This is a genomic window from Acinetobacter sp. UBA1297 (assembly GCF_002307755.1).
Classification (GTDB): domain Bacteria; phylum Pseudomonadota; class Gammaproteobacteria; order Pseudomonadales; family Moraxellaceae; genus Acinetobacter; species Acinetobacter radioresistens.
This window is the reverse complement of sequence record NZ_DBUF01000014.1, coordinates 78,295-96,958: the sequence shown is the minus strand read 5'-3', so window position 1 is coordinate 96,958 and position 18,664 is coordinate 78,295. Positions and strand designations below refer to the sequence as shown.

Sequence of the window (18,664 nt, the reverse complement as noted above, 5' to 3'; positions counted from 1 at the left end):
ACCATTAATTAATAGACTTAAATTTTTTCCAAAAAATTTCTCTTTGTTGTGTTAAATAGTTTGAATCATAATATTTTACTTGTTCAAAATTCTTTCTAGATTGATTATATCTCTCATGAGAATCACCTAATAGATTGATTAAACTTAAAGCTAATCTCTTATGATCTTTAGGAGGTATAAGATATTCTTTATCTAATAGCTCTGGAATTCCACCTACCTGAGTAGCTATAGCCGGTAGACCTCTACTCATAGCTTCTATTAGAGCGCGTGGTAAACCTTCAGTATAACTTGGTTGTATGTAAACATCTAAAGAATCTAACCATTGAAAAATATTTTCCCCACCCTTTATACTACCTAAAAATATTATATCATGTTCAATATCTAGTCTTTTGGCTAAGTTTAAATAGTATTCTTTTAATTTTCCTGAACCAACTATATTTAATTTTGAGTTAACTCCTTGATCTTTTAAAATTTTTATTGCCTTTATAGCTGTTTCAATACCTTTATACTCATTATTAAAAGATCCTATAAGTCCAATCTTATAATAATCTCTTGCCTCAGCTTTTCTATCTAAGTAAAAATTTTTTTCTACATTTACTTCTACATTAGAAGCTACTGCTACAAAACCTTTAGTAGGATAATATTTCTGTAAATCTTTTTTTGTTACGTAAATCACTCCATTAGCATTAAAGATATGAAATTTTCTTATTTTATCTAATAATATAGCTATTTTCTTATAAAAATAGGAATTTTTAGATTTTATATTAAACCATGCCTCTCTACCATTACCTACTAACTCAACAGCATACTTCTTCTTAAAGATAAGATTAATACTCAATACAAATAAACCCAAAATACTAGGCATTCTAACAATTAAAAGATCACTTCTTACTATATAATATGCTATCTTCACTAAATTAATAAAAAAATATGTGCTAAAAATAAAATAAAATTTTACACCCTTAACTGGAGAAAATTTTATATTTTCTTTATCTATTTTATTATAATATTCAACCTGTTCAGAGTTTATTTTTCTAGAAATAATTACAATATTAGCTTTCAAACAATCATATCTAGTAAATATTTTATTACTAAACTTACCTTCTGAAAAGTAATTTCCATTATTAGTAATAAATTTATGATCATATATATATAATACTTTCATACTTTAACCTTATTCAAGTACGAGTTAAAACAAACATTAAAAACCCCACTTATTAATACAGCTAATATAGTTGTGTTTAAAGGAGTAAATAAATTAATCAAAATAAAATAGCTTATTAATAATACAACAAGAGAAGAGACTGAAACTAATAAAACTAAATTAAACTTCCTCTCTTTTAATAAGAAAAAATTCAACCAAACAATTGTTATTTGTACACACCCTATTAGAGATGATATTAAGATAGTTACATTATCTAGTGTTATCTCTATTTTATAAATAAAATGTAATATCCAATTAAGCATAAAAATTGTAAATAAAAAATATAATATAATATAAGTTACTATTAAAATATTTAATTTAGTTAAATAATTAGTAAAAAAATCTTTCTTTTTAGAAAATAATATTTGTGATGCTGAAGTAACTGGAAGACAAGCCATAGAAGAGAAAGACATTAGAATTCCAAAAATAGCAAGAGAAACCATATCATTTTCTGATAAAAGCCATCTTGGTATACTGGTATTTAAAGCAACTATAAAGGAAGAAATTACTAAAGGGGTATTCAATTTAATAATTTTAAAAATCTTTGTATAATCTCCTTTGGCATATAAAAAATACTTTCCATTCTTTCTATCATAAAAATAATATATAAAATACAAAGCAAATAAATAACCAATTAAAGCTAACTTTTCTCCAAAAATTATATAGAACAATAAAAATATAATTAATCCAGCTATAAGGCGTAGGATTTTTGAGTAAGCATAAAAGAAGCTCTTCCCTTGCTGTATAAAGTAACCATTAATTGGTTCCATTAATATTTCATTTAATTTAAATAAAAAAACAAATAAAAATAAAATGAAATTTTCTTTAATAAAAAGAAAAATTAATATTCCTACTATAAGGTACAGAATAAAACTTATATTAGATAAACCTTTATACTGTTCTATAGAAAAACTACTATTTTGATCTGTCGCAATACTATTTCTTATACCATAGTTTAATAAAATTGATAGAGGAGTAAATATAGACAAAAAATAGAGATATAAACCTGCCTGATCTACACCGATATATCTAGTTATATAAAATATTATTAGCCATTGAGTTAAAGCATAACTTACAGAACCCAAAATCTGAATAAATAATTTTTTTTTCATGACTTTAGCCTACTAACTAAAATAAATATAAGAGTAGGAAAGGCCCAGTTTTTAATTACTTGAAAAATAATATTATCTAGATCATAAAATAGAAAATAAATAGGAATAAAAAATAATAAAGGGACAAATAAAATAAATTTTGAATTCTTTATATTGTTAATTAATATTAATGTATAAGCATGTATAAGCCCATATATAAAAAAAACAAAAAATGTTATATATAAGCCATAATTTAAAATACTCTCTCCCAACAACCCATAGATACGACTAGATGAATAATCTTCATCTCCCTTATAACCATATTGTGCCTCTGTTCCTAATACTCTTTTAGAATCAAAAGGAAAACGGTAATCTTTAGGTAATAATAGGTTTATAGCATTTAAATAAGTACTAGGAAAATAAGGGGGTTTATAATCCCCTTGTAAATAATTTTCTAATATTTTCGCTTGAATATTTGATCTACCTAAATCAAAAACTAGAAAGCTTAAACTTTCACTATCCTTATTAGCCAAGTAGGTAGGACGCTCTCCTGCTGTAATATAACTCTTTAATGCCTCAACACCGCCATACTTATAAGTACTAAATACTATATTAAAACACCACCCTATAATTAGGAATATTAAGAATTTTCTAAAATTAATTTTGTTAATAAGAAAACTATAAAGTAATATAAAATTTATTAATTGGAAAATTACTGCTATTCTACTTCCTCGTACACCAGAAAAAACAAGAGCTGTAATAAAAAATAATAGAAAATAAGGCCAGAACACTTTACTTTTTTTTATTAATAGATGAGAAATAATTACCCAAGCGACTATTAATGGAGTTGATTCAATAATCATATAATCAATTAATGATATACTAGAGTCTATTAGCTCACTTTTACTCTCTTGGTAGAAATAATCTCCCGTAAGTATTATATAGATTAGATAAATAGTTGCTCCAAAGCAATAAATAATCCCATATGTTCTAATACTATTCCAATTTATATTTTTTTCTTTATTAGTATATATTTTATCTTTTTTAAAAACTTTATTCCCTAATAAAAACCCTAATATAGTAAAGGAAATCGTAATTAAATTTACTATATTAAGATTTAAAAAGGCTTCCTTTATATCTATATAATATAAATCAGGAGCTGTTATAGAATATACTATGTGTAATACAGGTACGATACTTATATAGTAAAAAATATAGCAAAATTGAAAAAAGAATAATTTTTTCTCATTAGTATATTTTATGCCTACTATACCATAAATAGAAAGCCCTAGAATTAGGGCAAGAATACTAATTAAAAACAAGCCTTAACCGCCTATATACCACTTAGTTGTTGATTTAATGCCATTTTCTATTTTTACTAAAGCTATATATGATAATAAACCTTGTATTTTTTTAATGGATGCTTGTGAGTGGCGTACATCCCCTGCGCGGAAATCCCGATATATAGGCTCTTTAGTATAAGTCACACCATTTTCATTTAACGCAGCTTTAATAGCATTAAACAAATCATTCAGTGTAGTACGATCTCCGACTGCCACATTATAAATCTGATTTTTAGCATCATCATTTTGCGTAGTAGCTGCCAGAATATTGGCCTGCACCGTGTTTTCAATAAAACAGAAATCACGACTGGTTTCACCATCACCGTTAATGAACACATCATCACCAGCAATCATCGCTGCGGTCCATTTTGGAATAACAGCTGCATAGGCACCATTCGGGTCCTGACGCTTACCAAAGACATTAAAGTAACGCAAACCAATACTCTTGAACCCATAAGTACGGGCAAAAACTTCTGCATATAGCTCATTTACATATTTGGTAACAGCATATGGTGACAGGGGTTTTCCGATATTCTCTTCCACTTTCGGTAATGCCGGATGGTCGCCATAAGTCGAACTGCTGGCAGCATAAGTAAAGCTTTTCACTTCCGCATCACGTGCAGCCGTCAGCATATTTAAAAAGCCGGTAATATTAGCTGCATTGGTGGTAATCGGGTCAGCAATCGAACGTGGCACAGAACCTAAAGCAGCTTCATGTAATACATAGTCCACTCCTGCACATGCTTTCTGACAGTCTTCCAGATTACGAATATCACCTTCATAAAACTTGAAGTTTACCCACTGTTCAGGCTTGACCAGACTTTGCACTTCATCCAGATTATACTGATGGCCTGTTGAAAAATTATCCAGACCAACAACGCGCTGATCCAGTTTTAATAAAGTTTCTAAAAGATTAGAGCCAATAAAACCGGCCACTCCGGTAATTAGCCAGATTTTAGGGTTCTGTTTTAGCTGCTCGCATACTTGATAATATTGGCTCATACCTTTTTCTCTTCTCTTTATTTATTACAGACGGATGTCTACTTTAGACTGGTCAAGCACATATTTCAGGTCATACAGTACATGGTTCGCTTTACCCAGCTTACGAATTTTATCTGCACCCATGTCTTTAAATTCCTCATGTGCAACCGCCAGAATTACTCCATCATAAATTGAATCTTGAAGTGTCTTTATTGGTGTAACATTATATTCATGTTGTGCCTCGCTAATATCTACCCATGGGTCATAGATATCAACTTCAATCTGGTATTCTTTTAGCTCATTGATGATATCGATAATCTTGGTATTACGGATATCCGGACAGTTTTCTTTGAAACTTAAACCGAGTACTAATACTTTTGAGCCTTCAACCTGTATTTTCTTTCTGATCATTTGTTTGACCAGCTGGGTCACTACATATGCACCCATTGCATCATTTAAACGGCGGCCTGCCAAAATAATTTCAGGGTGATAGCCAATAGACTGTGCTTTATGGGTTAAATAGTATGGGTCGACACCAATACAATGCCCACCAACCAGGCCTGGACGAAAAGGCAGAAAGTTCCATTTGGTACCGGCAGCCTTTAATACCTCTTCAGTATCAATACCCATTTTATTAAAAATCAGCGCCAGCTCATTAATCAGTGCAATATTGACATCACGCTGGGTATTTTCAATTACTTTTGCCGCTTCAGCCACTTTAATACTTGGCGCTTTATAAGTACCCGCTTCAATAATCAGGTTATAGACCTGATCTACAAATTCAGCAACTTGTGGTGTAGAGCCTGAAGTAATTTTTAGAATATTGGTGACTCGATGCTGCTTATCGCCTGGGTTAATACGCTCCGGACTATAACCGGCAAAAAAGTCCTGGTTAAACTTGAGTCCGGATACCTGCTCTAGCACGGGAATACAGGTTTCTTCGGTCGCACCCGGGTATACGGTTGACTCGTATACCACAATATCACCCTTTTTAAGCACTTTACCAATACTGGTAGAAGCTTTAATTAGAGGAGTTAAATCAGGCTGTTTAAAGTCATCAATTGGGGTAGGCACCGTGACAATAAAAAAATTACAGTCTTCTAAATCTTCAAGTTGTGCAGTATAAGTAAGTTGGGTCGCTTGCGTAAGTTCTTCCGGTGAGACCTCCAAAGTATGGTCCTGCCCTGCTTTTAACTCATCAATACGTTTTTGGTGAATATCAAAACCGGTAACTGGCACTTTCTTGCCGAACTCTACCGCCAGAGGTAAACCTACGTAGCCTAGGCCTATAATTGCTATTTTTAATTCAGGGAGTTGCAACATAGTACAGCCTTTATCCTTATATGTTAAAATCTGTATTTTCTATTTAAGAAAAATCAAGCAAAAGTTAAGCGACAGTAATATAACAGAAAAATTATTTATATTATGTGTAAAGAATATCAGTTTGTATAAAAGTGTTGTATTTTAGTTGGAGTGCCAGATCAAAAATAAATCATAAACTTAAATCTGTTAAAACATTCACATTTTATAATTTGGAATCTACTTATACTAAACGTAACTTTTATATAAATTATACAAACTATAGAATACTTTAGATGTATTTCAATATTTTTTCAGTTAAGCTTTTTGCGCCATTCAATTCTAAGTTTTTATAAAAGGTTGAATGAAGTTAATCAGATATAACGATATAAGGGTCCAGTGTGAAAATTTACCAAGCTCTTTTTTTACTAGGTTTTGGCCTTGGCAGTACGGGCTGTGCCGTCGTTTCGGGTTTCCAGACCTATGACCTGCCACAAGAAGGCACTTACCAGACCGAGCTTGGTACGCCGGTAAATGTCATTAAAATTAGTCAAGAAACATTACCTGCAATCCAGCCTGCTGAAATCAATTACCGTCAGGACTATGCTCATCTGTTTAAACAGCAGGCGCCTACTTATATGCTAAGCCCTGGTGATATTTTGTCTATACAGCTCTGGGCCTACCCAGAAATTACCCCACCTATTAATAATATTGGAAACTTACAAGCAGCTCAGGCATCTGGTTATCAGATTGGGCAAGATGGCTATATTACATTCCCACTGGTTGGGCGTATTAAGGCCTCAGGTCAGAGTGTAGCAGCGTTTAACCGCACCCTGCGTAATCGCCTCGCCAGTTATTTAAAAACACCAGATGTAGTAGTACGAGTTCTTTCTTATCAGGGACAGCGTTTTTCAGTGCAAGGTAGTGTAAAACAGGCCGGCCAGTTCTTTTTAAGTGATCAGCCCATCAGTGTTTATACCGCTTTAGGACTGGCGGGTGGAACAGCCGAACAGGGTGACAATACCTATATTACTCTTGTTCGCCAAGGTATAACCTATCAGCTTAATACCATTGCACTGGAAAAAGCAGGTTACTCCCTGCATAATCTGTTGATTCAGCCGAATGATACCATTTATGTAAACTCACGTGAAAACCAGAAAATATACGTAATGGGCGAAGCAGGCAAAAATCAGTCACTGCCAATGCGTGACCAAGGGATGAGCTTGAGTGATGCACTTGGCGAGAGTTTAGGCATTAATCCGCTTTCAGCCAGTGCCGGGCGAATTTATGTATTACGAACGAACCCCAATGACCAGACTACTGAGCTTTATCATTTAAACCTGCAAAGTCTGGGAGACTTTGGTTTGGCCAACCGTTTCAAAATGCGTAGTAATGATATTGTCTATGTTGATGCGACGGGTCTGACACGCTGGCAACGTGTAGTAAATCAGGTGATACCTTTCTCAAATGCCTTGTATAATTTAGACCGTTTGGGGCAATAATGCAGATTCAGCATATTTTGGTGGTCTGTGTAGGTAATATTTGCCGTAGCCCAATGGCAGAATATTTTTTAAAACAGGAATTTCCTCAACTTCAGGTTGAATCTGCAGGAATTTCCGGTTTAAGTGGACATCCAGCAGATGAAAAAGCCCGGCACTGCATGCAGCGTTTAGGTATTGATATGCAGCCGCATATCGCCCGAAAGTTAAATGCCGAGTTGCTCAAAAAAGCTGACCTGATCCTGGTGATGAGCCAGAACCAGCAAAAATATATTGAACAAAGTTGGCCATTCGCCAAAGGCAAAATTTTTCGGCTGGGCCACTGGCAAAATAAAAATGTACCAGATCCGTTCCAGCAGGATCAGCAGGTGTTTGATAAAACCTGTGAACTGATTCAATGCTGCATCGCGGACTGGAAAAAATATATTTAACGTTTAAATAGTAGAATTATGAGCCAAAACACTACCACTGAAGATACCATTGACCTCAAGGAACTGTTTTTCTCCTTGATTGCACAGTGGAAACTGATTGCCCTCTGCACAATTTTAAGTCTGGTATGTGCTCTGCTGTATTTGCGGACCACACCTGATACTTATGCAGTAGATGCCCTGGTACAGGTAGAGGACAGCAAAGGAACCTCTGCTGCGCTGCTTGGTGACCTTTCCGAAATGATTGAACAGAAGTCACCGGCACAGGCTGAAATTGAAATCCTCAAATCACGGCTGATTTTAGGTTCTGTCATTCATAATTTAAATCTTGATATTCAGGTCAGCAGTACTGAAGATAGTTTTATACAGCGTTTACTTCATAAACCTGACTATCAGACCCAGTATTCTAAAAATTCTGTACTGTTTAAAGATGACAATAAATCTTTTGATATCCGCCAGTTTGAGATCCCGGCCTATTATCTGGACAAAACTCTATTATTAAATTTTTCGGGGAAAAATTTTAGCTTAACTGATGCTGATACTGAACAGGTACTTTTTGAAGCTCCGCTGAATAAAGCCAGCCAGTTAAATTCTAAATATGGTATGTGGAAAGTGGCTATTTTTAGTCAAGGCCAGTTTAATGCCCCTTACAATATTCGCAAGCTCTCTTTGCCTGCTGCCATCAATACAATTTCAGCCAGCTATTCAGTGGCTGAAAAAGGAAAAATGACCGGTATTTTAGGCCTGAATTATCAGGGTCAGGACAAAGAGCATATCACTCAGGTGCTGAATGCCATCCTTGCTTCTTATAAACAGCAAAATATTGAACGCCGTTCAGCCGAAACAGCTCAGACCTTAAAGTTTTTGGATGAACAGTTACCTGATCTGAAGCGTCAACTTGATAAAGCTGAGCGTGAATTTAATAGTTTCCGCCAGCAGTACAATACTGTAGATGTTACTAAAGAGTCCGAATTATATTTAACCCAGAGTATTACCTTAGAGACCCAGAAAATAGAGCTGCAGCAGAAACAGGCAGAAATGGCGGCAAAATATACCTCTGAGCATCCACTAATGCGTGAAATCAATGCTCAGCTCGCTGCAATTAACAGCAAAATTGGTGAACTGAACACGACTTTAAAACGTTTGCCTGAATTGCAGCGCCGTTATTTACAGCTGTTCCGTGAAGTAGAAGTGAACCAGCAGCTTTATACCGCCCTGCTCAACTCTTACCAGCAGCTTCGTGTTGCCAAAGCAGGAGAAATCGGAAATGTCCGTATTGTAGATACAGCAGTTGAACCAATTGCTCCCATCAAGCCAAAGAAAGCTCAAATTCTGGTCCTGGCACTGTTTTTAGGTGCATTCTTAGGTACTTTACTGGCCTTACTACGTAATATGTTACGCTCAGGTGTAAAAGATTCGAGCCAGATTGAAAACGAGCTGGATCTGCCGGTCTATGCTACAGTACCTCGCTCACCAATTCAGGAAAGCCGGGGTAACCTGCACAAGAAGAAGCACATTCCGATTCTGGCCGTTAAAAATAATGATGACATTGCGATTGAAAGCCTGCGCAGCTTGCGTACTGCCGTCAACTTTGCTTTGGCCAATGCCAAAAATAATATCATTATGATCGCAGGACCTGCACCAGAAGTTGGGAAATCTTTTATTTCTACGAATTTGTCAGTGATCTTTGCACAAAGCCACAAGCGTGTTCTGCTGATTGATGCAGACATGCGCCGTGGTTACCTACACCGTTATTTTAATATAGATACACAACCTGGTCTGTCTGAATACTTGAATGGATTAAGTCCACTAACTGATGTAATTCATCAGACTGAAACTGAAAATTTGTATTTGATGAGTCGTGGTAAAAATCCGGCTAATCCGTCTGAGCTGTTAAGTTCCACAACTTTTAGTAGTATGCTGGAACAGCTTTCCAGTCAGTATGATCATATTATTATTGATACTCCACCGGTACTAGCTGTGACTGATGGAATTATTATTTCTCAATATAGTGGTGTAAACCTGATTATTGCCCGCCATGCTAAAACACAAATGAAAGAGCTGGAGATTACAGTAAACCGTTTTGAGCAGGCAGGCGTAAAAGTTAATGGCTTTATACTGAACGATATTCAGTGTACTGCGGCAGGTTATGGTTACGGCTATAATTATGCTTATGCTTATCAGGCAAAAAAAGATGATTAAATCAGTTTTGAAATAATTTAAAAGCCGGAGTTTATTCCGGCTTTTTATTTTACGGTAGTAGATAGATTGTTATACAAGTTTAAAGTAGGATTTTAATGCACAGAAAAAACATATTGTTTGATTGCAAAATATTCTATGCTAAAAGAGTTAGATGACCTGATTACCCCATGGTCTATGTTAAAAGATAAAATGAACTGGAACGCCCTTTATGAGTAAAGCCTTACCTATTGCTGTTGCTGTTATCCTCGGCGGTGCTGCCCTGATCCCTGTTTACTATGCCAGCCAGCATCCTGTGACGCATACCGGTAATGTTAGCAAAGATGCCTCTTCAATCCAGAAAATCAGTTATGCGCTGGGCTATGAAGTTGCACATCAAACTCCACCAGAACTTGATGTTGACAGTTTTATAACTGGTATCCGTCAGGGACATGCCCGTACCAAGCCAGCTTATACTGAAGAAGAGCTACAGGCAGCGTATGTGCAGTTCCAGCAAGATATGCAGAAAAAACAGCTTGAACAGGCTCAAAAAGCTGAATCTGACAGTAACAGCTTTTTGACTGAAAATGCCAAAAAAGCTGGTGTACAGACTACAGCTTCAGGGTTGCAATATAAAATCATTAAAGAGGGTACAGGCAAGCAGCCTACTGCTACTTCCCGTGTGACAGTTCACTATAAAGGCCAGCTGACAGATGGAAAAGTATTTGACAGCTCTTATGACCGTGGCGAGCCAGTCGAGTTCCCTTTAAACCAGGTCATTCCGGGATGGACAGAAGGCTTACAATTACTGAAAGAAGGCGGTAAGGCTACCTTATATATACCTGCTAAACTTGGTTATGGTGAACAAGGCGTACCTGGTACGATTCCACCAAACAGCACACTGATTTTTGATGTAGAGCTGCTTAAAGTACAATAATAATGCACAGGAGGGTCCGACTGCCCTCCACCCTTCAGGATTTTTTATGAAAAAAACACTGCTCGCTTCTATTTTAATCTCGGCCAGCTTCTCTGTCTGGGCGTTACCTGTGACCAATAAAAGTCCGCAAAAAGACCAGCTGGGTTATAGCTATGGCTATGTCATGGGTCGTACCAATGCAGATACCTTGAAAGACCTTAATCTGGAAGCTTTTATTCAGGGTCTAAAAGAAGGTTCTGAAGGCAAGTCTGCCCGTCTGACTGAAGAGGAAATGGCCCGAGCCTTAACTCAATATAAAAAGCAGGCGGAAGCTGAACAGCTGATTGAATTTCAGAAGATGGCTGCCAAAAATGGGCAGGCTGGTGCAGTATTCTTAGCAGAAAATATGAAAAAGCCCGGTATTATTAGCACCAAATCTGGCCTGCAATATCAAATTATTCGAGCAGGACAGGGAAAAACTCCCAAGCCAACCTCACAGGTCAAAGTACATTATGAAGGCCGTTTACTGGATGGTACCGTGTTTGACAGTTCAATTGCACGTAGCCAACCGGTAGATTTTCAGCTGAACCAGGTCATTGAGGGTTGGTCTGAGGGTTTACAGACCATGAAAGAAGGCGGTAAAAGCCGTTTCTTTATTCCAGCCAAGCTGGCTTATGGCGAAATTGGTTCCGGTGACGCTATTCCACCGAATAGTACCTTAATTTTTGATGTAGAGCTTTTGCAGATTTTACCTTAATTTCTGTTCTATAAAAAACCGCCTATATAGAGGCGGTTTTTTATTTATATCGTAGTAAAACTGGCTTAATGCTTGAGCTGGCGAGGATGAAAACCGCTGAGCAGCAAACCAACAGCATAAGCTATAACTCCGACTATACACAGTCCTGCCACTTCAGCCACACGTAACCACTGTGAAAGCTCGCCGTTATACCACTGTAAGCCAAACCATAAGGCAGTTGCCATTACAGTGTTGGCGACCACAAATTGTATAAACAGTTTTTTCCAGTGGCTACCGAAGCGGAAAATATTACGCTTATGCAGGTAATAGTAAAGCAGACCGGCATTGGCAAGTGCAGAACCTGAAGAGGCCAATGCCAGCGCCATATGCTCTGCATGCCAGTTGATCAGTTTAAAAAATCCAATAAAGATCACATTCAATATAGCATTGGTTGCAACTGCAATCAGGCCAACACGGACTGGAGTCTTGGTATCCTGCTGGGCATAGAAGCCGGGTGCAAAGACTTTAATCAGCATAAACGCAATTACTCCCGCACTCATACATTGCAGTGCCAGTGCTGTCATTCGGGTATCTTCCCAAGTAAATTCACCACGCTCAAATAATGCCTGAATGATCGGTGTAGAGAGCATAAACAGCGCAATACTGGCCGGAATACCAACCAGCATGATTACGCGGGCTGCCCAGTCCAGCATGCCACGGAATTTGGTCTGATCCTGCTCGGCATGACGGGCTGAAAGTGAAGGCAGGATCACCGTACCAATCGCGACACCGATTAGACCCAGCGGCAATTCAGTCATCCGTTCGGCACTATACAACCATGAGACCGAACCATCCTGCATAAAGGAGGCCCAAATGGTGTTCAGTAACAGGTTAATCTGGGTAACTGACACCCCGAACAGTGCTGGCAGCATCAGTTTAAGAATACGTTCTACCCCTTCATGCTTGAAATCCACTTTAGGTGGAATCAGCAGTTTTTTACGCCATAGTTCCGGTATCTGAATCGCCAGTTGTAGAATACCAGCGACAACCACAGCCCAGCCTAATGCCATGATTGGCTCAGCCATATACGGTGTCAGCCACCAAGCCCCAGCAATCATCGCGACATTAAGAAGTACAGGTGAAAAAGCTGGTGTACTAAAAGAACCATAGCTGTTCAAAATACTGCTGGCAAAAGCCGTCAGTGACATAAACATCAGGTAAGGGATAGTCAGGCGGAACATGTCGACTGCCAAATCAAACTTGGCCGGGTCATCGTGAAACCCTGGTGCATAGATATATAGAATAGCCGGTGCTGCTACCATCGCAATAAAGGTTAATAAAGTCATGACCGTCAGCAGGCAGCCAAAAACCCGGCTAATCAGAATCTGGACTTCAGCATGAGTACGACTGGTTTTATATTCAGTTAAAACTGGAATAAAGGCCTGCGAGAATGCACCTTCAGCAAACAGACGCCTGAAAAAGTTAGGGATACGAAAGGCCACCACAAAGGTATCGAAATCCTTGCCAGCACCAAATACATTAAGCAGGACCACATCACGTACCAGTCCCAGTACCCGTGACAGCATGGTCATTGCACTTACAATAAAGGTCGATCGCCACAGCGCCATGTATCCACCCAAGCCAAAAAGAAAGACGTTATTGTAATGAAAGTGCAGTAAAATTGCGTTGTAAAATCATCAATAAGATGACTGCTTTTTCTGCTTTAATAATTCCCTGAAATGTGCCCAGTCAAAATGGGGCCCTGGATCGGTTTTTCGTCCCGGCGCAATATCGCTGTGGCCGGCAATATGCTGGCCAATTTTAGGGTAAGCCCGTTGCAGGACAGTCGTCACTTCAGCCAGTACCTGATATTGAATCTCGCAAAACTCAGTATCATCACTGCCCTCAAGTTCAACCCCGATAGAATAATCATTACACTCTACCCTGCCCAGATAGCTGGAGCGGCCCGCGTGCCAGGCACGATCATTGAAATTGACGAACTGCAGGACTTCACCGCTACGCAGGATCAAAAGATGGGTGGAAACCTGCATACCGCGAATGGTCTGGAAATAAGGATGGGCATTCCAGTCAAGCTGGTTCTGAAAAAACTGTTCAATATAGCCCCCCCCAAATTGTGACGGCGGCAGGCTAATGTTATGCACGACAATCAGCTGGATTTCACATGGCTCAGGACGCTGGTTAAAATTGGGAGAGCTGATCTGTCTGGCCCCTATTAATTTTCCGTTAATTACCTGAAATGTGGGAGCTGTATACATAAATTTATCCGTTTAGAAAATCTGTAGGTGTGCCTGAACCGGTGATCTGGACGCTGAAAAGCAGGATGAAAAACTGTCTCTTTCCAGTGGGACAATGCTAATATATCGCACAATTTTTATGGGTACATCACGATACGGAAATTATATGAGCATTCCTGCCTCTTTGCTTGAACAGTCGATTCAGATCAATATCCAGCAGGCCCTGCAGGAAGATATCGGTACGGGTGACATCACGGCTTTATTGACGCCTGAAGATGAACAGGCAACTGCAACTATTATCAGTCGGGAAGATATGATACTGGCAGGACAGCCTTGGGTGAATAGCCTGATTCAGACTTATGATCCTCAGGTAGAGGTAATCTGGCTAAAAAATGATGGTGAGCGGGTACAGGCGAATGAGGCTTTTTTAAAACTGGCTGGCTCTGCACGCAGTCTGCTCACTGTGGAACGCCCTGCCCTAAACTTTATTCAGACTTTATCAGCTGTCGCAACCAAAGTAGCCGACTATGTTCAGCGACTTAACGGGCTGAAGACCAAGCTTCTTGATACCCGCAAGACTCTGCCTGGGCTACGTATTGCCCAGAAATATGCAGTTGCAGTGGGTGGTGGACAAAATCACCGTTTGGGCCTGTTTGATGCTTTCCTGATTAAGGAAAATCATATTATGGCAGCTGGCGGTATTGCCCAAGCCATTGCTAAAGCCCATGACATTGCACCTGGTAAACCGGTTGAAGTTGAAGTTGAAACCTGGGATGAACTTAATCAGGCCTTAAACGCTGGTGCAGATATTGTCATGCTGGATAATTTTAGCACTCAGCAAATGCGGGATGCGGTTCAACATGTAGCGGGACGCTGCAAACTGGAAGCTTCAGGTAATATCACACTAGAAAATCTGCGAGAAGTTGCCTCGACAGGCGTAGATTATATTTCGATGGGTGCCCTGACCAAAGATATAAAAGCTGTTGATTTATCAATGCGTTTTAATGGCTAATACAGCCATTAATTAACAGTTTCCTCACTCGGGTCGGCAGTTTCGGCTGTCTGCCAGGCTGATTCAGCCGCATTTTTTTCTTGGGAGCGTGGATCACAGGCCATTAATGCGAATGTAATAAAAGAAATTAAAATAATAAACAGTTTCAGCAAAAGTATAGTTCCTTATAGGTTAGGTCATAATGAAAATCTATAAAACACATTAACTTATTCAGATGGACTGCGACGCAGGTTTAAGCTTTCCTATGTATTTTATTGGTTATATTTTGTAGAGGTGGATAAATTGCTGTATCGCCTTGATTCAAGAAGGCTAATTTATATCATATGTGGGGTTAAAATTATAAATTTCAACAGATTATACTTTTTATTTTAGACTCTTTAGATGCTCTTTTATATTATCTGTTCTTTTGAGCTCCTCTGGTTAGAGCTAAAAAGGAAGAGTGTGCTCAAAGCAGGAAAAGTACTGGCTATAACCGGTTTAAATAAACATTATAGCCAGCCAGTTAAGATTAAACCGAATAACCTATAAATGGATCAGAGTAAGAATCTTTTCCTGTTTCAATCCGTCCGGCAAAGCGACGTTTGAATTCGGGCTCATTTTCTAGACTGACTGTAAAATCATACCAGCCGTACCATTCACTCATATCCAGTAACAGCTCGGTTTCCGCCGTGCGGGTTTCTATGTGCCAGGACTTGTTTAAATAGGCATTGGCCTGAATCACCAGCTTTGCTGTTTTCTGACCGTCACTTCTGAGTTTTAGATATATTTTTGGTTCACACTCTCCTACACATATCCGAATTTCAGGCAGACTTTCACTATAAAGTTTGCTGTGAAGATTCCCCTGAAAACTCCGGTGAAAACCATTTGGTCCCAGTACCCACAAGTCATATCCGCCGTCATGTACAGACCAGATATCGTCTAGCTGTTTCCCTGCTTCTACCATATAACGTCGCGGAATAGCTTCCAGATCAAGCTTGTTATAAACATGAAAAACTGCTGCCTGCTCGCCGGTATTGGAAAAAATTAGCTGAACCTGCTGTCGGGCCAGTTCGACCTTGGCGCTACAGTGCAAAATATAGGGTAAGGCACGTGACAGGCGTATACCAGTCTGCTGTAGTGGCATGTTCTGGTTTTTCGGTACAGTCAGCTGTGGCAACAAGGCCTGCCTTAGACGGATTGCATCTGCTTCCTGTCTGGATTTCTGCCCAGGCAGCTCAGGCAGAATGTCCAGATTAGGAGTTTTAAAATTAAAGGCGGAGGTCAAGTCACCACAGACTGCGCGGCGGTAAGGGCTGATATTGGGTTCCTGTATTCCAAAGCGCTGTTCCAGAAAACGTAAAATAGAGGTATGGTCAAAAACCTGTGAGTTTACCCAGCCACCACGGCTCCAAGGTGAAAGGATATACAATGGCACACGTACGCCTGGACCATATACCCGGCCATCCGGCTTGGGTTGTGATTTGGAACCTACCACCGCAGGGTGATTGAAATATTCATAAGAAAGCTGCTGCTCGGTTAAGGTTGTTTTGCCCTGTAACTGGCCAGCCTGATCTTTTGAGGGCGCACTCGGTGATGGTACATGGTCAAAGAAGCCATCATTTTCATCAAAATTGACCAATAATACGGTCTGGCTCCAGATGTGCGGATTTTCTGTGAGGGCATTTAAAACTTCCTGGATATACCACGCACCTTGTACCGGGCTGGAAGGCCCGGGATGTTCACTATAAGTTGCGGGCGCTACTATCCAGCTCACCTGTGGTAACTGACCCTGCTGGATATCTTCTTTAAAACTGCCGAGAAACCCGCCATCTGGCATGGTATTGGCAATACCTTTATAAAGCGGCTGATTAGCATCAATTCTGGCATCGTATGCTGGACTTTTCAGGTCACTGTGACTGACGGGCTAACCAGATTGCTCATTGGCACGGCGATACTGTTTAAAACCGGCTAACGGATTATCTGTAAAGTTATCTGGCATGTTCTGGTAGACCTTCCAGCTGACGCCCGCCTGCTGTAGACGTTCAGGATATGTACTCCATTCATAGCCTTCACTTGAAGGCCCCAGTCCATCAAATTCATTTACCACGCTGGCTACGCCTGCTCCAGTTGGGCCATTGGTACCAGTCCAGATAAATTTGCGGTTCGGATTGGTTCCTGCATGTATGGCACAGTGATAGGCATCACAGATGGTAAAAGCATCTGCCAAGGCAAACTGATATTCCAGTTCCTGTTTTTTATAATACCCCATGGATTGTGGCTGCTTGTGCTTGACCCAGTCTCCCATACGGCCATAGTCCCAGGCTGCTTGTCCATCTGACCAGGAATGTGGTGTACCACTGACCCGCTGGGCATTACCTTTCGTACTGTCCAGATGATAAGGCAGAATTTTGTTCTGCTGGGCATCATACTGCTCCCAGACTGAACGGCCCTCTTTCAAGGGAATGGTAAAACGGTCCCCGAAACCACGGACTCCTTTTAAAGTACCAAAATAATTGTCAAAGGAGCGGTTTTCCTGCGTCAGGATAACTACATGTTTGATGTCCTGCAGCGTACCTGTCTCTACTTTGGCATCGATTGCCAGAGCTTTTTGAATACTGAGCGGAAAACTGGCCAGAGCGGCGGTGCCAAACAAGGTTTTACTGGTGGTTAATAAGAATTCACGACGGTCCATTTTAAGTCCTGCTGTTTGTCCAGAGATTAAGGGGCACAGTGCATTTTGCATCCAGAGGGTGAAGGCATTAATGTGCCGGAGTCGGCCTCATCTTCATTACAGGCACTGAGCAGCAGGCTGCCGGTTATGATTAAAACTAAAAATAATTTATGCATTGTCCATTACCCAATAAAGAAGTAAGGACTAGAAATACTGAAAACCGATAACGTTTACGTTATATTTTGATGTCGTTTCCATGAAATAAAAAACGCATCCGAAGATGCGTTTTGAATAGAACATGCAGCTTACCAGCCCAGCGCTTCCTGCTGTTTCTTGATCAGCTCGCTAATTCCCTGTTCTGCCAGCTCCAGCATGGCATTGCATTGGGCACGAGTAAATGGCTTATCTTCTGCAGTCCCCTGAATCTCAATAAATTCACCTGCCTGAGTCATTACCACATTCAGGTCAGTCTGGCAGTTTGAATCTTCTTCATAACACAGGTCCAGTAACACCTCATCCTGATACATGCCGACAGAAATAGCCGCAACTAGTCCTTTTAAGGGATCATGTTTGATTTTTTTGCGCTCGAGCAACACATTCATGGCATCTACCAGTGCAACAGCTGCTCCAGTAATGGCTGCTGTACGCGTACCGCCATCAGCCTGGATCACGTCACAGTCGATAGTAATAGTATTTTCACCCAGTTTTTTCAGATCGACCATTGCACGCAGGCTACGGCCAATCAGGCGCTGGATTTCCTGGGTACGGCCACTCTGCTTGCCGCGTGCCGCTTCACGGTCACTGCGAGTATGGGTGGAGCGCGGTAACATGCCGTATTCAGCAGTTACCCAGCCCTGACCCTGACCTTTTAAAAAGCGAGGTACAGAATTATCGATACTGGCTGTACACAATACTTTGGTATGACCAAACTCAACCAATACTGAGCCTTCGGCATAACGTGTGTAGTTGCGAGTGATTTTGACATCACGTAATTGGTTTAGGGCACGCTGGTCAATACGCATAATCCATCCTATAGCTGGCTCAAAATTGATTGCGCGCTATTATAGCAGAT

15 protein-coding genes and 1 pseudogene are annotated in these 18,664 nt (G+C 39.6%); 6 read left to right on the top strand and 10 right to left on the bottom strand.

Going from position 1 to position 18,664, the window contains the following annotated elements:
• Positions 1-4: 4 nt before the first annotated feature.
• Genes B3R63_RS06700 through tviB form a run of 5 tightly spaced genes read right to left on the bottom strand, consistent with a single transcriptional unit; the run spans position 5 to position 5,942 of the window.
• Positions 5-1,165 (bottom strand): glycosyltransferase, encoded by a 1,161-nt coding sequence (locus B3R63_RS06700; protein ID WP_286729275.1) that lies wholly within the window; start codon positions 1,163-1,165, stop codon positions 5-7.
• Positions 1,162-2,316, bottom strand: coding sequence for a hypothetical protein (locus B3R63_RS06695; RefSeq protein WP_286729273.1), 1,155 nt, complete (start codon positions 2,314-2,316; stop codon positions 1,162-1,164). The genes B3R63_RS06700 and B3R63_RS06695 overlap by 4 nt, the downstream gene beginning before the upstream one ends.
• Positions 2,313-3,617, bottom strand: coding sequence for an O-antigen polymerase (locus B3R63_RS06690; protein WP_286729272.1), 1,305 nt, complete (start codon positions 3,615-3,617; stop codon positions 2,313-2,315). The genes B3R63_RS06695 and B3R63_RS06690 overlap by 4 nt, the downstream gene beginning before the upstream one ends.
• 3 nt (positions 3,618-3,620) lie before the next feature.
• Complete coding sequence (locus B3R63_RS06685; protein ID WP_286729270.1) at positions 3,621-4,640, bottom strand: NAD-dependent epimerase/dehydratase family protein; 1,020 nt, start codon at positions 4,638-4,640, stop codon at positions 3,621-3,623.
• Positions 4,641-4,664: 24 nt separating this feature from the next.
• Positions 4,665-5,942, bottom strand: a complete 1,278-nt coding sequence (gene tviB / locus B3R63_RS06680; protein ID WP_286729268.1) for a Vi polysaccharide biosynthesis UDP-N-acetylglucosamine C-6 dehydrogenase TviB — start codon at positions 5,940-5,942, stop codon at positions 4,665-4,667.
• A 377-nt stretch (positions 5,943-6,319) separates the two neighbouring features.
• On the opposite strand from tviB, the gene B3R63_RS06675 reads away from it, so the two are divergent.
• The 5 genes from B3R63_RS06675 to B3R63_RS06655 all read left to right on the top strand — a co-directional run bounded on the left by B3R63_RS06675 (position 6,320) and on the right by B3R63_RS06655 (position 11,696).
• Complete coding sequence (locus tag B3R63_RS06675) at positions 6,320-7,420, top strand: polysaccharide biosynthesis/export family protein (protein ID WP_005405968.1); 1,101 nt, start codon at positions 6,320-6,322, stop codon at positions 7,418-7,420.
• Entirely contained in the window at positions 7,420-7,848 is a 429-nt protein-coding gene (locus tag B3R63_RS06670) for a low molecular weight protein-tyrosine-phosphatase (RefSeq protein ID WP_286729265.1), read from the top strand. The genes B3R63_RS06675 and B3R63_RS06670 overlap by 1 nt, the downstream gene beginning before the upstream one ends.
• 18 nt (positions 7,849-7,866) lie before the next feature.
• A complete protein-coding gene (locus B3R63_RS06665; RefSeq protein WP_286729263.1) occupies positions 7,867-10,047 on the top strand; it encodes a polysaccharide biosynthesis tyrosine autokinase in 2,181 nt (726 codons plus the stop codon).
• Positions 10,048-10,255: 208 nt separating this feature from the next.
• Positions 10,256-10,960: an FKBP-type peptidyl-prolyl cis-trans isomerase gene (locus B3R63_RS06660; RefSeq protein WP_248132555.1), complete on the top strand. Its 705-nt coding sequence runs from the start codon at positions 10,256-10,258 to the stop codon at positions 10,958-10,960.
• Positions 10,961-11,006: 46 nt separating this feature from the next.
• Positions 11,007-11,696, top strand: a complete 690-nt coding sequence (locus tag B3R63_RS06655) for an FKBP-type peptidyl-prolyl cis-trans isomerase (RefSeq protein ID WP_005017411.1) — start codon at positions 11,007-11,009, stop codon at positions 11,694-11,696.
• 65 nt (positions 11,697-11,761) lie between these two features.
• On the opposite strand, the gene murJ is transcribed toward B3R63_RS06655, so the two are convergent.
• A complete protein-coding gene (murJ, locus tag B3R63_RS06650) occupies positions 11,762-13,303 on the bottom strand; it encodes a murein biosynthesis integral membrane protein MurJ (RefSeq protein WP_286729259.1) in 1,542 nt (513 codons plus the stop codon).
• A gap of 69 nt (positions 13,304-13,372) precedes the next feature.
• The gene (gene ampD / locus B3R63_RS06645) at positions 13,373-13,951 is read right to left on the bottom strand and encodes a 1,6-anhydro-N-acetylmuramyl-L-alanine amidase AmpD (protein WP_286729257.1); all 579 of its coding nucleotides are present in this window, start codon (positions 13,949-13,951) and stop codon (positions 13,373-13,375) included.
• A 145-nt stretch (positions 13,952-14,096) separates the two neighbouring features.
• On the opposite strand from ampD, the gene nadC reads away from it, so the two are divergent.
• Positions 14,097-14,942 carry a carboxylating nicotinate-nucleotide diphosphorylase gene (gene nadC / locus B3R63_RS06640; RefSeq protein ID WP_151984726.1) on the top strand — a complete coding sequence of 282 codons (846 nt, stop codon included), beginning with the start codon at positions 14,097-14,099 and terminating at the stop codon, positions 14,940-14,942.
• A gap of 8 nt (positions 14,943-14,950) precedes the next feature.
• Here the strand turns inward: nadC and B3R63_RS06635 are convergent, their stop codons facing one another.
• From B3R63_RS06635 to rph, 3 genes and pseudogenes are all read right to left on the bottom strand, one after another.
• Entirely contained in the window at positions 14,951-15,094 is a 144-nt protein-coding gene (locus B3R63_RS06635) for a hypothetical protein (protein ID WP_171499861.1), read from the bottom strand.
• Between the two features lie 356 nt (positions 15,095-15,450).
• Positions 15,451-17,613: pseudogene (locus B3R63_RS06630) on the bottom strand (phosphocholine-specific phospholipase C).
• A 284-nt stretch (positions 17,614-17,897) separates the two neighbouring features.
• The gene (gene rph, locus B3R63_RS06625; RefSeq protein ID WP_005017425.1) at positions 17,898-18,614 is read right to left on the bottom strand and encodes a ribonuclease PH; all 717 of its coding nucleotides are present in this window, start codon (positions 18,612-18,614) and stop codon (positions 17,898-17,900) included.
• Between the last annotated feature and the right edge of the window lie 50 nt (positions 18,615-18,664).

What these genes read in the sequence shown, in the direction of transcription:
- B3R63_RS06700 (WP_286729275.1), bottom strand. Translation starts at nt 1,165, where the DNA reads ATGAAAGTATTATATATATATGATCATAAATTTATTACTAATAATGGA.
- B3R63_RS06695 (WP_286729273.1), bottom strand. Translation starts at nt 2,316, where the DNA reads ATGAAAAAAAAATTATTTATTCAGATTTTGGGTTCTGTAAGTTATGCT.
- B3R63_RS06685 (WP_286729270.1), bottom strand. Translation starts at nt 4,640, where the DNA reads ATGAGCCAATATTATCAAGTATGCGAGCAGCTAAAACAGAACCCTAAA.
- tviB (WP_286729268.1), bottom strand. Translation starts at nt 5,942, where the DNA reads ATGTTGCAACTCCCTGAATTAAAAATAGCAATTATAGGCCTAGGCTAC.
- B3R63_RS06670 (WP_286729265.1), top strand. Translation starts at nt 7,420, where the DNA reads ATGCAGATTCAGCATATTTTGGTGGTCTGTGTAGGTAATATTTGCCGT.
- B3R63_RS06665 (WP_286729263.1), top strand. Translation starts at nt 7,867, where the DNA reads ATGAGCCAAAACACTACCACTGAAGATACCATTGACCTCAAGGAACTG.
- B3R63_RS06660 (WP_248132555.1), top strand. Translation starts at nt 10,256, where the DNA reads ATGAGTAAAGCCTTACCTATTGCTGTTGCTGTTATCCTCGGCGGTGCT.
- B3R63_RS06655 (WP_005017411.1), top strand. Translation starts at nt 11,007, where the DNA reads ATGAAAAAAACACTGCTCGCTTCTATTTTAATCTCGGCCAGCTTCTCT.
- murJ (WP_286729259.1), bottom strand. Translation starts at nt 13,303, where the DNA reads ATGGCGCTGTGGCGATCGACCTTTATTGTAAGTGCAATGACCATGCTG.
- ampD (WP_286729257.1), bottom strand. Translation starts at nt 13,951, where the DNA reads ATGTATACAGCTCCCACATTTCAGGTAATTAACGGAAAATTAATAGGG.
- nadC (WP_151984726.1), top strand. Translation starts at nt 14,097, where the DNA reads ATGAGCATTCCTGCCTCTTTGCTTGAACAGTCGATTCAGATCAATATC.
- rph (WP_005017425.1), bottom strand. Translation starts at nt 18,614, where the DNA reads ATGCGTATTGACCAGCGTGCCCTAAACCAATTACGTGATGTCAAAATC.